The 13,643-nt window shown below is 69.4% G+C and carries 12 protein-coding genes; 9 read left to right on the forward strand and 3 right to left on the reverse strand.

All coding sequences use genetic code 11. The annotated features are described in order from the left end of the window. Positions 1-25: 25 nt before the first annotated feature. The 3 genes from tatC (at position 26) to ACH46_RS10510 (ending at position 4,658) form a co-directional block, all read left to right on the forward strand. A complete protein-coding gene (gene tatC / locus ACH46_RS10500) occupies positions 26-961 on the forward strand; it encodes a twin-arginine translocase subunit TatC (RefSeq protein WP_193392984.1) in 936 nt (311 codons plus the stop codon). A gap of 3 nt (positions 962-964) precedes the next feature. Beyond that, positions 965-3,709 (forward strand): DEAD/DEAH box helicase, encoded by a 2,745-nt coding sequence (locus ACH46_RS10505; RefSeq protein ID WP_062392852.1) that lies wholly within the window; start codon positions 965-967, stop codon positions 3,707-3,709. Between the two features lie 64 nt (positions 3,710-3,773). Next, on the forward strand, positions 3,774-4,658 hold the full coding sequence (locus tag ACH46_RS10510) for a DUF4333 domain-containing protein (RefSeq protein WP_062392853.1): 885 nt from the start codon (positions 3,774-3,776) through the stop codon (positions 4,656-4,658). A gap of 116 nt (positions 4,659-4,774) precedes the next feature. Here the strand turns inward: ACH46_RS10510 and ACH46_RS10515 are convergent, their stop codons facing one another. Beyond that, positions 4,775-5,701, reverse strand: a complete 927-nt coding sequence (locus ACH46_RS10515; protein WP_193392985.1) for a 5'-3' exonuclease — start codon at positions 5,699-5,701, stop codon at positions 4,775-4,777. A gap of 72 nt (positions 5,702-5,773) precedes the next feature. Between ACH46_RS10515 and ACH46_RS10520 the strand changes: the two genes are divergently transcribed. Further along, the gene (locus ACH46_RS10520) at positions 5,774-6,892 is read left to right on the forward strand and encodes a M24 family metallopeptidase (protein ID WP_062392855.1); all 1,119 of its coding nucleotides are present in this window, start codon (positions 5,774-5,776) and stop codon (positions 6,890-6,892) included. 6 nt (positions 6,893-6,898) lie between these two features. Here the strand turns inward: ACH46_RS10520 and ACH46_RS10525 are convergent, their stop codons facing one another. Beyond that, the gene (locus ACH46_RS10525) at positions 6,899-7,303 is read right to left on the reverse strand and encodes a pyridoxamine 5'-phosphate oxidase family protein (protein ID WP_062392856.1); all 405 of its coding nucleotides are present in this window, start codon (positions 7,301-7,303) and stop codon (positions 6,899-6,901) included. Positions 7,304-7,383: 80 nt separating this feature from the next. Here ACH46_RS10525 and ACH46_RS10530 point away from each other — a divergent pair, with 80 nt between their 5' ends. After that, positions 7,384-8,133: an SDR family NAD(P)-dependent oxidoreductase gene (locus ACH46_RS10530; protein WP_226995577.1), complete on the forward strand. Its 750-nt coding sequence runs from the start codon at positions 7,384-7,386 to the stop codon at positions 8,131-8,133. A gap of 169 nt (positions 8,134-8,302) precedes the next feature. On the opposite strand, the gene ACH46_RS21860 is transcribed toward ACH46_RS10530, so the two are convergent. Continuing rightward, complete coding sequence (locus ACH46_RS21860) at positions 8,303-8,833, reverse strand: hypothetical protein (protein ID WP_062392857.1); 531 nt, start codon at positions 8,831-8,833, stop codon at positions 8,303-8,305. A gap of 77 nt (positions 8,834-8,910) precedes the next feature. Here ACH46_RS21860 and ACH46_RS10540 point away from each other — a divergent pair, with 77 nt between their 5' ends. The 4 genes from ACH46_RS10540 to ACH46_RS10555 all read left to right on the forward strand — a co-directional run bounded on the left by ACH46_RS10540 (position 8,911) and on the right by ACH46_RS10555 (position 13,573). Further along, a complete protein-coding gene (locus ACH46_RS10540) occupies positions 8,911-9,450 on the forward strand; it encodes an FxsA family protein (RefSeq protein ID WP_062392858.1) in 540 nt (179 codons plus the stop codon). A 76-nt stretch (positions 9,451-9,526) separates the two neighbouring features. Continuing rightward, the gene (locus tag ACH46_RS10545) at positions 9,527-11,143 is read left to right on the forward strand and encodes an amidohydrolase (protein ID WP_062395249.1); all 1,617 of its coding nucleotides are present in this window, start codon (positions 9,527-9,529) and stop codon (positions 11,141-11,143) included. A gap of 101 nt (positions 11,144-11,244) precedes the next feature. Next, positions 11,245-12,813: an apolipoprotein N-acyltransferase gene (gene lnt / locus ACH46_RS10550; RefSeq protein ID WP_062395251.1), complete on the forward strand. Its 1,569-nt coding sequence runs from the start codon at positions 11,245-11,247 to the stop codon at positions 12,811-12,813. Next, a complete protein-coding gene (locus tag ACH46_RS10555; RefSeq protein ID WP_062392859.1) occupies positions 12,794-13,573 on the forward strand; it encodes a polyprenol monophosphomannose synthase in 780 nt (259 codons plus the stop codon). The genes lnt and ACH46_RS10555 overlap by 20 nt, the downstream gene beginning before the upstream one ends. The last annotated feature ends 70 nt before the right edge of the window (positions 13,574-13,643 follow it).

Here is a 13,643-nt window from a genome sequence, read left to right on the forward strand (position 1 = left end):
CAGCAAGGTCAATCCGGACGGCTCGATGCCGTTGGCCGAGCATCTTTACGAGCTTCGGAATCGGCTGGTCATCTCCATGCTCGCGATCGTCGTCACGACGATCATCGGGTTCTTCTGGTACAGCTACAGCGTCTGGCGGATCGAATCGCTGGGCGAGCTGCTCCGACAGCCGTACTGCGACCTGCCGGCCAGCACCCGCGCCACGCTGACTCCCGACGGGGAGTGCCGCCTCCTCGCGACCGGACCGTTCGACCAGTTCATGCTGCGCCTGCAGGTCGGTCTCACCGCGGGCGTCGTCCTCGCGTGCCCGGTCTGGCTGTTGCAGATCTGGCGGTTCATCACGCCTGGTCTGCACAAGAACGAACGCCGATACGCCACCGCCTTCGTGACCGCGGCCAGCATCCTGTTCGTCACCGGCGCCGTCCTCGCGTACCTGGTGATCGCGAAGGCCTTCGAGTTCCTCCTGACCGTCGGCAACGACGTGCAGGTCACGGCGCTGACCGGCGATCAGTACTTCGGATTCCTGCTGCACGTCCTCATCCTGTTCGGCATCAGCTTCGAGTTGCCGCTCCTGATCATCGCGCTCAACATGGTGGGCGTCCTCACCTACGAGCGACTCAAGAAGTGGCGACGGGGCCTGATCTTCGTGATGTTCGTCTTCGCTGCCATCGTCACCCCCGGGCAGGATCCCTTCACCATGCTGGCCCTCGCCTTGGCGCTCACGGTGCTGCTCGAATTGGCGATCCAGGTCTCGCGCGTCCACGACAAGCGCAAGGCCAAGAGGAACCCCGATTGGATGGACATCTCCGACGACGAGGCCTCCCCGCTGCCGAAGTCCGACGGACTCGACGGGATCGACGGGGTCGGCAGCCCCGCACCGGTGGAGCGCGCCCGCCCCGTCGGCGCCACGTCGGAACGGAAACCCATTCGGACCGACGGCGCATTCGATGACATCCTGTAGGCGATGACCACCGACGACCTCGACCGACCCGGCCCGCAGCTCACAGCGTTCAGCGACCGGATCGGCTTCACCCTCGATCCCTTCCAACAGCAGGCGTGTGCCGCCCTCGAGACGGGGCGGGGCGTCCTCGTGTGCGCCCCGACCGGAGCGGGCAAGACGATCGTCGGCGAGTTCGCCGTCCACCTCGCACTGGCCCACGGCACCAAGTGCTTCTACACGACGCCCATCAAGGCCCTCAGCAATCAGAAGTTCCACGACCTCGCCGAAGCGCACGGCGCCGAGAACGTCGGCCTCCTGACCGGTGACAATTCGATCAACTCGTCGGCGCCGGTGGTCGTGATGACCACCGAAGTCCTTCGCAACATGCTCTACGCGGAGTCCTCGACGCTCCGCGGACTCTCGCACGTGGTGATGGACGAGGTGCATTTCCTGGCCGACCGCTTCCGCGGCGCGGTCTGGGAGGAGGTGATCCTCGGGCTGGACCCCTCGGTCCACGTCGTGAGTCTGTCGGCGACCGTCAGCAACGCCGAGGAGTTCGGCGACTGGATCACCACGGTCCGCGGCGACACCGCCGTCATCGTCGACGAGACCCGGCCGGTTCCGCTGCACCAGCACATGCTGGTGGGGAAGCGGATGTTCGGTCTCTTCGACCGCAAGCATCCCAAACAGGTGAATCCCGAACTCACTCGTTACATCAAGCACCGGATGCTCTCCGACGACGCCGTCGGGAACTACCGCGAACGCCTGGCGCGCGAACGTCGGCGCGGCGGAACCGGGATCTCGCGTCCCACGATGGTCCGGCTTCTCGACGAGAACGGTCTGCTGCCCGCAATCGCCTTCATCTTCTCCCGCAAGGGGTGCGACGGCGCGCTCGTCCAGTGCCTGCGATCGGATCTCAACCTGCTCGAGCCGCAAGAGGCGGCCACGGTCGACGAGATCGTCGAACGGCATCTCCTGGCGCTCTCACCCGGCGACGCCGACGTGCTCGGCGTGGAGGAGTGGCGGGCCGGCCTGCGTCGCGGTTTCGCCGCGCACCACGCCGGGCTGCTCCCGATGTTCCGACAGGCCGTCGAGGAACTGTTCGTCGCAGGCCTGGTGAAGGTCGTCTTCGCCACGGAGACCCTCGCCCTGGGCATCAACATGCCTGCGCGCAGCGTGGTCCTCGAACGGCTGGTGAAGTACAACGGCGAAGCACACGTCGACCTGACACCGGGGGAGTACACGCAGCTCACCGGGCGCGCCGGCCGACGCGGCATCGACGTCGAGGGGCACGCGGTGGTCCTGTGGACCCCGGAGGTGATCCCCGACCGAGTCGCAGGCCTCGCCGGTGCCCGCACCTTCCCGCTGCGGAGCTCGTTCGCGCCCGAGTACAACATGGCGATGAACATGATCGACCGACTGGGGGTGGAGGGGTCGCGCGACCTCCTGCGGCGGTCGTTCGCGCAGTTCCAGACCGACCGTTCGGTGGTCGGCCAGGCGCGACAGCTCGACCGTGCACGGATGACGATCCGGAAGATCAACTCCGAGCTCGCCCACGCCACGGAGCGCAAGGGCTTGGAGGCCGACGCGTTCCTCGAGTACGTGACCCTGCGCGACGACATCAAGCAGCGGGAGCGGTCGGCGAAGTTCCTGCGCCGGATGGAGGCCACCGAGGCGGTGTCCGAGGATCTGCTCGCGCTGAAGTCCGGGCACGTGATCGGCTTGAACACCGGACGGCACCGCGGTCTGGCGGTGGTGCTGCACGCGGCGACGATCGACCTGGATCCGCGTCCGCTGGTCCTCTGCGAAGACGGGTGGACGGGCCGGGTCGGGGTGCGCGACTTCGTGAACCCGCCGGAGGTCCTCGGCCACCTGCGGATCCCGAAGTCGGCGAATCGCCGCAGCGCACACGGTCGTCGCGAGATCATCGGCATGCTCCGATCCAGCGGGATCGAGCGGCCCACCGGACGCAACACGAAGAAGTCCAAGCAGCCGAGCATGGCCGACCGCCAGTTGCAGGAGCTGAAGACCCGCCTGCGGAAGCATCCGGTGCACAAGATGAACGGCCTCGACGATCTGCACCGGCTCTCCGAACGGCGGCAGCGACTGCTGCGCGACATCAGCGGACTGGAACGCGCCGTCGACGAGCGGACCGCAGCCCTGGAGACCGAGTTCGACGCGATCACCGGCGTCTTGACGGAGCTGTCGTACCTGGAGATCGACGACTCCGGTGAACTGGTCGTGACACCGACCGGCTCGGTGCTCCGGAGGATCTATTCGGAGAGCGACCTGGTGGTGGCCGAATGCATCCGGGCCGGGATCTGGGATCGGCTCGCACCGCCGGATCTCGCGGCCGTGGTGTCGACCATGGTCTACGAGTCACGACGCGACTCGTATGCGGGCGGCGTCGATTCGATGCCGGGCAACAAGGAGTTGCGGGACGCGTTGGTCGCCACCGTCGAGGTCTGGGAGGCCACCAACGCGATCCAGGATCGCCACGGAGTCGTTCAAACACGCGAACCGGATACCGGATTCTGCGTCGCGATCGGAGCGTGGGCTGCCGGTCGATCCCTGCGGGAGGCGCTGCTGGCAGCCTCCGAACGTGGTCAACTCCTCTCTCCCGGCGACTTCGTGCGATGGAATCGCCAGGTCATCGACCTGTTGGAGCAGGTCCGCGGCAGCGTCGACCCGGATGCGCCGCTCGCGAGTGCCGCACGGCGCGCTGTCAAGGCGGTACGGCGCGGTGTCGTGGCGTCCGAATTGGATTGAGCCTCTGCGGTAACGTGACAACCGCCAGCGCTGAAGGGGCATGCATTGAGGAGGAAGGCGCGACATGACTAACGGGAACGAGCCCACCACTCCGGAGGATCCGGAGAACGAGAAGACGACGGTGGTGCAACGTCCGGACGAGTCTCAGACACCCGCCGCGCACACGCCCGACGCGGCCGACGCAGCGACGCAGATCGGCCAGCCGACCCCGGTGCAACCCGTACCCGAGCCGCAGCCGGTGCAGCCGACCCAGCAGTTCGGCGGACCGACCGAGCAGTTCGGCGGCCCCACCGAGCAGTTCGGTCCGTCCGGTCAGCCGCAGTCGACTGCCGGGTTCACCCAGCCGCAGCCGCAGTACGGACAGACCGGCCAGCCGGGCCAGTTCACCGCACCGCAGCAGTACGGCGCACCGGCGTACGGCCAGCCGCAGCCGCAATACGGTCAGCAACAGCAGCAGTACGGCCAGCAGGCCCAGTACGGCCAGGTCCCGCCGCAGGGGCAACAGCAGCCGCAGTACGGCCAGCCCGCCTACGGGCAGCAGCCGTTCGGTCAGCAGCCGGGGCAGCCGACAGGCGATCCCACGCTGAATCCGTTCACGCAGCCTGCGGGCAAGCAGGGGAGCAAGGGCAAGCTCATCGGCATCGGCGCGGGAGTACTGGTGCTCATCGCCGCGATCGTCGCCATCACCGCGCTGTGGCTGCCGGGCTGGGCGGGCAAGAGCCTGAACCAGACGGCCGTGCAGGACGGCGTCACCAAGATTCTGACCGATGCCGAGCCGGAGGGCTACGGGATCACCGACGTCAAGGACGTCCAGTGCCCCGACGGTCAGAAGATCGAGGTGGACGCGACGTTCACCTGCTCGCTCAAGGCGAATGGTGAGAACAAGCACGTCACCGTCACGATCAAGGACAAGGACGGCACCTACGAGGTGTCGCGTCCCACCAACTGATCTCCGATCGGCCGGTCAACGGTCGAACTGCGAGAAGGCCGACCTGACCTCCGTCAGGTCGGCCTTCTCGCATCCGATTCTTCTCAGTCCGATCGCCCTGTCGATCGGTCGGCGGGTCACTCCCAGCCCAGCGCCGTCCCGAGCCGACCGATGCTCGCGTCGATCCCGAGTTCCGCGACGAGCCGATCCAGTCCGTCGCGATCGGCCGGAACCGGCGGCAACGCATCGGAATCCGTGCTGTCGATGGTGTCGGCATCGGTCCGCACGGCGACCACGGTCCGGGCCGCGGCGAGGTACTCCTTCGAATTCTGGATCGAGTTCCTGGCGCGCGTCGGAACGGCGGACCCCTCGTCATAGGCCGCGGCCTCGAGGGCGTCGAGGGAGCCGAACTGGGTCAGCAGTTTGGCTCCGGTCTTCTCGCCGATGCCGGGGACTCCCGGCAGCCCGTCGGACGGATCACCGCGCAGGATGGACATCTCCGCGTACGCCACACCGGCCCGCTCTACCGGAACCGCGTACTTCGCCGCGACCTCCTCGGGACCCATCAACTCGGCCTTGGCCAGCCCGCGGCCCACGTACAGCACCCGGACGGGAACGGGATCCTCGGCGACCACCTGCAGCAGATCGCGATCGCCGCTGACCACGAGGACGTCGTCGACCGCCTCGTGGAACGCCAAGGTGCCGATGACGTCGTCGGCTTCGCAGCCCTGCGCGCCCGAGGTGCGGATGCCCGCACAGCGGAGCACGTCGAGGATCATGCCGACCTGCGGCGTCAGCGTGTCGGGCACCTCTTCGGATCCGTCGGTGGCTCCCTCGGCGACTCGGTGCGCCTTGTAGGAGGGGATGAGGTCCGTGCGGAACGCCGGCCGCCAATCCAGGTCCAGACACACCACCAGGCGGGTGGGTTGATGGGTCGTCACCAGCGAGGCGATGGTGTCGACGAAGCCGCGTACCGCGTTGACGGGCCGTCCGTCAGGTGCGGTCATCTTCTCGGGCAGCGCATAGAAGGAACGAAACCACAGACTCGCCCCGTCGAGGAGCATCACCGATCCGGTCATGGGAACAGCCTTCCACACCGACGATCAGGACCGGCATCCGTCCAATACTCTGGTGGCATGGCCAACAGATTCGCTTCCGATGTGTACGCCCGGCGCCTGGAGCGCGCCGCCGAGTTGACCCGTGAGGCCGAGTTCGATGCGATCGTCGTCGGGACCGGCCCCGACTTCCGGTACCTCACCGGATCGGAGGCCGAGACCTTCGAGCGACTGACGGCCCTGGTGATTCCGGCGGCCGGTGCGGCGCGGGTGGTGACCGCCCGCTTGGAGCTGGCCTCACTGCGGGACTCGGCGATCGGCGACCTCGGCATCGAGATCGCCGACTGGGTCGACGGCGAGGATCCGTACGCGTTGGCACTCGCCGGACTGGGCGACGACCCTCGGCTCGCGGTGTCCGACGCCCTGCCCGCGCTGCACCTGATTCCACTCGCGGAGCGGACGGCGGTGCCGCCGCGACTGGCGACCCCGGTGCTGCGGGAACTCCGGATGATCAAGGACGACGCCGAACTCGACGCCCTGCGGCGGGCGGGCGCCGCGATCGACCGGGTCCACGCGAGGATGGCGGAGTTCCTCAAGCCCGGTCGCACCGAAGCCGAGGTCGCCGCTGACATCGACGCCGCGATCCGCGCCGAAGGCCACGACCTGGCGGAATTCATCATCGTCGGATCCGGCCCCAACGGCGCCGACCCACACCACGAGCACTCCGAGCGCGTCATCGGCGCCGACGACATCGTCGTCATCGACATCGGCGGTCCGGTACAGCCCGGCTACAACTCCGACTCGACTCGCACCTACTGCTTCGGCGAGCCCCGCGCGGACATCGCCGAGGCCTACGCCGCGCTGGAACGCGCACAGGCCGCCGCGGTGGCCGCGGTGCGGCCGGGCGTCACTGCGGAGAGCATCGACGCCGCCGCCCGCGACCTCCTCGTCGACGCCGGACTGGGCGACCGTTTCATCCACCGCACCGGCCACGGCATCGGCCTGTCGGTGCACGAGGAGCCGTACATCGTGGCAGGCAACACGGACGTGCTGCGGGAGGGCATGGCCTTCAGCGTGGAGCCGGGCGTCTACTTCGGCGGGGACTGGGGTGCGCGGATCGAGGACATCGTCATCGTCACCGCCGACGGTTGCGAACCGGTGAACACCCGTCCGCACTCGCTCGTCGTGCTGCCTGCCTGATCCCGCTCAGGCGCCGAACATCCCGGCCGAACCCATGACGCGCACGATGTCCATCGTGATCACGACGCGGCGCGGGTTCGGTTTCGGCTGCCGGTAGCGGGCTGCGTACCGCTGCACGGCGTCGGCCACCGCCTCCGGATCCCGGTGCACCGCGACGGGTCCCTCCAGCGTCAGCCAGCGCGGACCGTCGACGTGGGTGAGCGCCGCATAGCCGCCGCGCTCGGCGTTGCGGACCTTCTGCGAGCCGTCGAAGGTGATGACGCGTGCCCGGCCCGCTTCCGCGTCGAAGGTGAAGCCGACCGCCACGACGTGCGGCGTCCCGTCCGCGCGGAGGGTGGTGAGGCTCGCGAGGTGGTACTCGGCGAGCATCGTCCGGGCGTCGGACGAGAGATCGGTGACACTGCGGCTCATGGCGTCACGGTATCGCCGTGCGCCGCACCCGATCCCACCCGGTCGCCACACCGGGGCCGACCGCCCGCGATACTGGGTGCGTGGGAACGATCATTGTCTTCGGAGGACGCAGCGAGATCGGCGTCGCGACCGCGGCACGCCTGGCGCACGGGCAGCGGGTGGTTCTGGCGGCGCGACGGCCGGACGACCTGGTCGCCGAGAGCGCCATCCTGATGGCGGCGGGCGCCACCGCGGTCGACACCGTCGCGTTCGACGCCGACGACATCGCGTCGCACCCGGGACTCGTCGAGCGGTTGTTCGCGGAGCACTCTCCGGTCGACGTCGCGATCGTGGCGTTCGGCATCCTGGGCGACGCCGCCCGCGCCGAGACCGACGTCGACCACGCCCTGCAGATCGCGCACACGGACTATTACGCGCAGATCAGCGTGATGACCCCGCTGGCCGTCGCCCTTCGGAAGCAGGGGAGCGGCACCATCATCGCGTTCTCCTCGGTCGCCGGCGTCCGCGTTCGGCGTGCCAACTACGTCTACGGATCGACCAAGGCCGGTCTGGACGGCTTCGCGAGCGGCCTCGCCGACGCCCTCCACGGTTCCGGCGTCCACCTGCTGCTGGCGCGTCCCGGTTTCGTGATCGGCGCGATGACCCGTGAACTGATGGAGTCGGGCGTCAAGCCCGCACCGTTCTCCAGTACGGCGGACGAGGTCGCCGACGCCGTCGCCAAGGCCTATCACCGGGGGAAGGGCGAGGTCTGGATCCCGGGTGTCCTCCGCCCGATGTTCTTCGGCATGCGGCTGCTGCCGCGCGCCGTCTGGCGGCGCCTGCCGCGCTAGGCGATTCGTTGCCCGTGGGAGCGAGGCTGAAGTCGGCAGTTCGTCGGACGAGGCGGCCCTCCCGCGCCACTTCGCGCCTCGTCGCACCAGTTCTGTCTTTCGCACTCGGTCGCGACTGAGTGCGAGAAACAGAGGTGGTGCGACTCGCAGACAAGTACAACCGTCGCGGTCAGGCCCACTCCGAGGTCGCGTCGAAGATGAAGCCCAGGGGAGCCAAGACCCGGACCACGGTCTCTGCGACCGGCTCCGTCAGCCCGCCGAGCAGGATCTCCCGCCGCCGGGTGAAGACGACGGGGACGCCGACCGCTGCCGCGTAGCGTGCCTGCTCGGCCGACAGGCGAGCGTGCGCGGTGACCGCTCCGAGCACCACCAGGCCGTCGTCGCCGGCGAGCCAGCCGACGCGCGACGGCTCGTCGATCCCGTCGACCGTTGCCGGCGCGGCCCCGGTCGCTCCGAGCCCGGCGGCCGCGAGGCGATCGCCGAACCCGCTCGCGTGCCGTTCGGCGATGCCGTGCACCTCCAGGTGTCGGTGTCGCGTCACCTGCACGTGGTCGGCGTCGAAGTCCTGTACGGCGACGGCCAGCGCCTCCAGCGCTGCGGCCTCGATGACGCCGTCACGCAGGTGGATCCTCGCCAGGAGACGATCGGACTCCGGCATGCGGTGGAAGACGCCCGCCGGCCGTCCCTCGGAGATGCTCACGGGTCCAGGGTAGGACGACCCGGCAATTGCCTCGACCGCCCGGGAGCAAAATCGCGACTTCGTACGTTGGAGGAGATATGAGGTACATCTTCGTGGGTTATGTCGTCGCCGAGGTCGCCGCCTTCTGGGCGATGACCGCTCTGCTCGGATTCGGATGGGCGTTCCTGATCACCCTCCTCGCCACGGGCGTCGGGTACGCGATGCTCGGCCGTCGCGCCCGGAATCTGGGCACCGACGTCCGGAAGGCGATGCGTCAGGAGATCGCTCCCGGCAAGCCGCTGACGGATTCGGCGCTCTTCGGCGTCGCAGCCCTCCTGACGGTCCTGCCCGGTGTGGTGTCGACCGTCGTCGGGCTCCTGCTGATGACGCGGCCCGCGCGCACTGCTCTCCGCCCGGTGGTGGCCGCGACCGCCGCTCGCCGCGCGACCCGCATGACCGAACAGCTCACCGTCGTCGATCTCGGCGGCGGACCCGCCGGCGGTCGCGGATTCGGCTTCGGTCACCACGACTACATCGACGGATCGGTGGACGCCGACATCGTCGACACCACCGTCCGGAATCCCGACGGATCGGTCTACGTGGACATCCCGCAGCTGCCGCGCGCCGCACGCGACTGACCCGCAACCCGCGCTCCCCGCGGACGTGACGAACGCGACGGGCGAGCACCCGAGCGCGTCTGGGAGAATGGCCGACGTGACGACGCAGTTGCTTCTCGGTGGCATGGTCTACTCCTCTCCCGCGGTTCCGGACGCGACGGCGATGGCGGTGACCGACGGAACGGTCGTATGGGTGGGGTCCGACGACGTCGGCCGCGCCCTGCACCCCGACGCGGAGGTCGTGGACCTGGAGGGCCGGTTCGTCAGTCCGGCATTCGTGGACTCCCACGTGCACCTCACCGACACGGGCATCGCCCTCGGCGGCCTCAACCTGTCGGGGGCCACCAGCCGCACCGACTGCCTGAATCAGCTGGCCGCCTACCTCTCCACCCACGACGACGAGCTGGTCTGGGGCCTGGGCTGGGACTCCTCGGCGTGGGCGGGCGACGAAGCCGGTCAGGCCACCCCGCCCAGCACCTCGGAGATCGACGCCGTCGCGGGCGGTCGTGCGGTCTACCTCGCCCGGATCGACGAGCACTCGGCCGCCGCATCGAGCGCCCTGCGTCGCCTGGTGCCGGGACTGGAGGCCGAACACGGCTTCTCCGCCGAAGAGCCCCTGGTCGCCGACGCGCACCATCGCGTTCGCGCCGCGGCCCGCAACCTCATCACGCCGGCCGCCCGCCGCAAGGCGCAGGTCGCGGCGCTCGATCACGCCGCCTCCCGCGGTGTGGTGGCCGTCCACGAGAACGGCGGACCGGACATCAGCGGTCTGGAGGACTTCCGCTCCATCGCCGACGTTCAGCACGGCGTTCTGGTCCGCCGGTACTGGGGCGAGGCGGCGGCGTCGCCCGACGAAGTGACCGCCATCCTGGAACGGACCGGCGCCGACGCGATCGGCGGCGACCTGTTCGTCGACGGGGCCCTGGGTTCGCACACCGCGTGGCTCACCGAGCCGTACTCCGACGCCGCCGACACGACCGGCGTCCGCTACCTGTCCGACCAGGTGATCCTCGATCACCTCCGAGCCACCACGCAGGCTCGCGTGCAGGCCGGCTTCCACATGATCGGCGACGCGGCGACCACCGCCGTCGCCGAAGCCCTGCAGATCCTGATCGACGAGCTGGGCACCCCGGCGCTCGCCAGTTGCGTGCATCGTCTCGAGCACGCCGAGATGGTCACCCGCGAACAGGCCGAGATCTTCGCGCGCTGCGGCACCGTCGCCAGCATGCAGCCGCTCTTCGACCACACCTGGGGCGGCACCGACGATCTCTACGCGACCCGGTTGGGTGACCGCGGCACCACCTTGAACGACTTCGCGATGCTCGCGAAAGCCGGTGTGTCCCTGGCATTCTCCAGCGACTCACCGGTCTGCGACATCGACCCGTGGGCCACCGTCCAGGCGGCCGCACACCACCGGACGGCCACCAGCTCCATCTCGCCGCGTGCCGCCTTCGCCGCCGCGACCCGCGGCGGCTGGCGTGCGGCAGGCAGCAACGACGGCCTCACCGGCACCCTGGTGCCGGGCGCCCCCGCTCACTACGCCGTGTGGGACGTCGACGAGCTGGTCGTCGCCGCCTCCCACGAGGGCGTGCAGCGGTGGTCCACCGATCCCCGCTCCCGCGTCCCGGCGCTTCCCGACGTGAGTCTCGGAGCCGAGCTCCCGGCGTGCGTCCAGACGGTCGCGAACGGCGAGACGATCTACCGGCGCGCGTGAGCCTCGCAGACGCCGAGTCGGCGACGACCACCGAACCCGCCCCCACCGTCACGGTGACCTGGTGGCATCGGGTCCTCGTCGCCGCCGCGGCGGGCGGCCTGATGTACGCCGCCTTTCCGCCCAACGATCACGTGTGGTGGTTGGCACCGATCTCGCTGGGACTGCTGTACGCGGCGATGACCGTCGGACGCCCGTCGGTCCGCAGCTGTGCGGGTTCCGGCCTCGTCTTCGGGCTCGCGTTCTTCGTCCCGCTGCTCCCGTGGATCGGCGAGTACGTCGGAGCGCTCCCGTGGCTGGCGCTCGCGACCGTGATGGCCGCGTACACCGCCCTGTTCGGCGCGGTCGCCGCCGTGACGATGCGGCTGCCGTTCCGGCCCGTGTGGTTCGCCCTCAGCTGGGTGGCGATCGAGGCGGTCCGATCGGCGTTCCCGTTCGGCGGCTTCCCGTGGGGCCGGACCGCATTCAGCCAGGTCGACGGCCTGTATCTGCCCCTGACGTCGGTGATCGGCGCACCGGGCGTCGCGGGCGTCATCGCCTTGACCGGCGCCTCCGCCGTCGCGCTCATCGTCCGGCTGGTCGGCGATCGGCCGGCGCTGCGCTCGTGGACGGCCGCGGTCGCACTGGCGGCGCTGGTGCTGCCGCTCGGTGCCGGTGCCGTCCTGGCCGCGACCGGCAGCCCGTTCACGTCGAAGTCGGGGGAGACGAACGTGGTGGCGGTGCAGGGCAACGTGCCGCGCCTGGGACTGGACTTCTCCAGCCAACGCCGCGCCGTCCTCGACAATCACGTCCGCGAGACGCTGACGATGGCCGCACAGGTGAACGACGGGACCCGCAAACAGCCGGACCTGGTGCTGTGGCCGGAGAACGCCGCGGACACTCCGCCGACCATCTATCCGGACGCCGCCGAGAGCATCCGCGCCGCCGTGACCGCGGCCCGCGCCCCGATCGCGTTCGGCACGTGGATCCCGATCGCCGGCGGCGACGGTGCCGGAACCACCAACTCGATCCTGCTGTGGGGCGAGCACGGCGGCTACGCCGACGCCGAGCCGTCGGGTCGATACGACAAGCACATCGTGCAGCCCTTCGGCGAATACCTGCCCTGGCGCAGCTTCTTCCGCCTGTTCTCGTCGTACGCGGACAGCGCAGGCGACTTCAAGCCCGGTACCGGGCCGGCAGTCCTGACCGTCCCCGCCCGCAACGGCGACGTGGTGATGGGCATCGCGACCTGCTGGGAGGTGGCGTTCGACCGCGCGGCACAGCAGTCGATGCGGGAGGGCGCGCAGTTCCTGTTCGTCCCCACCAACAACGCGACCTTCGGCGAGACCGACATGACCTACCAGCAGCTCGCCATGTCGCGGGTCCGGGCGGTGGAGACCGGTCGCAGCGTCGTCGTCGCCGCGACCAGCGGCGTCAGTGCACTCGTGTCCCCCGACGGATCGTTGATCGCGAGCAGCGGGATCTTCACTCCCGACCTGCTGCAGGCCGATCTGGAACTGCGCACCGGGCAGACCCTCGCCGTCCGTTTCGGGGCGTGGCCGCAGCGTCTCGTGGTGCTCTTGACAGCGGGTGCATTTTTGTACGTGCTGCGTCGACGCATTAGCCTCGATATGTTCACCGGTCGGAGGGGACCGGTCATGGAGAAGGAGCACGATGGCCAGCAGGCATCCTGAAGCGCGCATCATCGGCGAGAACGGCGAGGGCGCCCTCGTCGTGATTCCGACGTTCAACGAGCGTGAGAACCTGCCACTCATCGTCGGCCGCCTCCTCGCCGCGCAGACCGGCATCCACGTCCTCGTGGTGGACGACTCCAGCCCGGACGGCACCGGCGACGTGGCCGAGCAGCTCGCCACCGACGACGCCGCGGGCCGCATCCACGTGATGCACCGCACGGTGAAGGACGGGCTCGGCAAGGCCTACCTCGCGGGCTTCGCGTGGGGCCTGGAACGCGACTACGCGGTCATCGTCGAGATGGACGCCGACGGCAGCCACGCCCCGGAGCAGTTGCACCGCCTGCTCGACGGCATCAACGCCGGCGCCGATCTGGTGATCGGCTCGCGTTATGTGCCGGGCGGCGCGCTGGTGAACTGGCCCAAACGCCGGGAGTTCCTGTCGAAGGGCGCCAACACCTATGCCCGCCTGGCGCTCGGCGCCAAGATCAAGGACATCACCGCGGGCTACCGCGCCTTCCGCCGCGAGGTCCTGGAGAAGATCGGCCTCGACCAGGTCGAGTCGGCCGGTTACTGCTTCCAGATCGACCTCGCGTGGCGTTCGCTGCAGAACGGCTTCACCATCCGCGAGGTCCCGATCACGTTCACCGAGCGCGCGATCGGCGAGTCGAAGATGGACGGCGGAGTGATCGCCGAATCGTTCCTGAACGTGGCCCGCTGGGGAATCCAGGGTCGGACGGCCAAGTTCCGCAAGAACAAGTAGGAGCCAACGACGAGTTCGGCCCCGGGAGAAGCACTCCCGGGGCCGAACTCATGCTTGGGGTAGGACGCCT

Source organism: Gordonia phthalatica (assembly GCF_001305675.1).
In the GTDB taxonomy this organism is placed as follows: Bacteria; Actinomycetota; Actinomycetes; order Mycobacteriales; family Mycobacteriaceae; genus Gordonia; species Gordonia phthalatica.

What these genes read in the sequence shown, in the direction of transcription:
- tatC (WP_193392984.1), top strand. Translation starts at nt 26, where the DNA reads ATGCCGTTGGCCGAGCATCTTTACGAGCTTCGGAATCGGCTGGTCATC.
- ACH46_RS10555 (WP_062392859.1), top strand. Translation starts at nt 12,794, where the DNA reads ATGGCCAGCAGGCATCCTGAAGCGCGCATCATCGGCGAGAACGGCGAG.
- ACH46_RS10525 (WP_062392856.1), bottom strand. Translation starts at nt 7,303, where the DNA reads ATGAGCCGCAGTGTCACCGATCTCTCGTCCGACGCCCGGACGATGCTC.
- ACH46_RS10540 (WP_062392858.1), top strand. Translation starts at nt 8,911, where the DNA reads ATGAGGTACATCTTCGTGGGTTATGTCGTCGCCGAGGTCGCCGCCTTC.
- ACH46_RS10505 (WP_062392852.1), top strand. Translation starts at nt 965, where the DNA reads ATGACCACCGACGACCTCGACCGACCCGGCCCGCAGCTCACAGCGTTC.
- ACH46_RS10520 (WP_062392855.1), top strand. Translation starts at nt 5,774, where the DNA reads ATGGCCAACAGATTCGCTTCCGATGTGTACGCCCGGCGCCTGGAGCGC.
- ACH46_RS10510 (WP_062392853.1), top strand. Translation starts at nt 3,774, where the DNA reads ATGACTAACGGGAACGAGCCCACCACTCCGGAGGATCCGGAGAACGAG.
- lnt (WP_062395251.1), top strand. Translation starts at nt 11,245, where the DNA reads ATGTACGCCGCCTTTCCGCCCAACGATCACGTGTGGTGGTTGGCACCG.
- ACH46_RS10515 (WP_193392985.1), bottom strand. Translation starts at nt 5,701, where the DNA reads ATGCTCCTCGACGGGGCGAGTCTGTGGTTTCGTTCCTTCTATGCGCTG.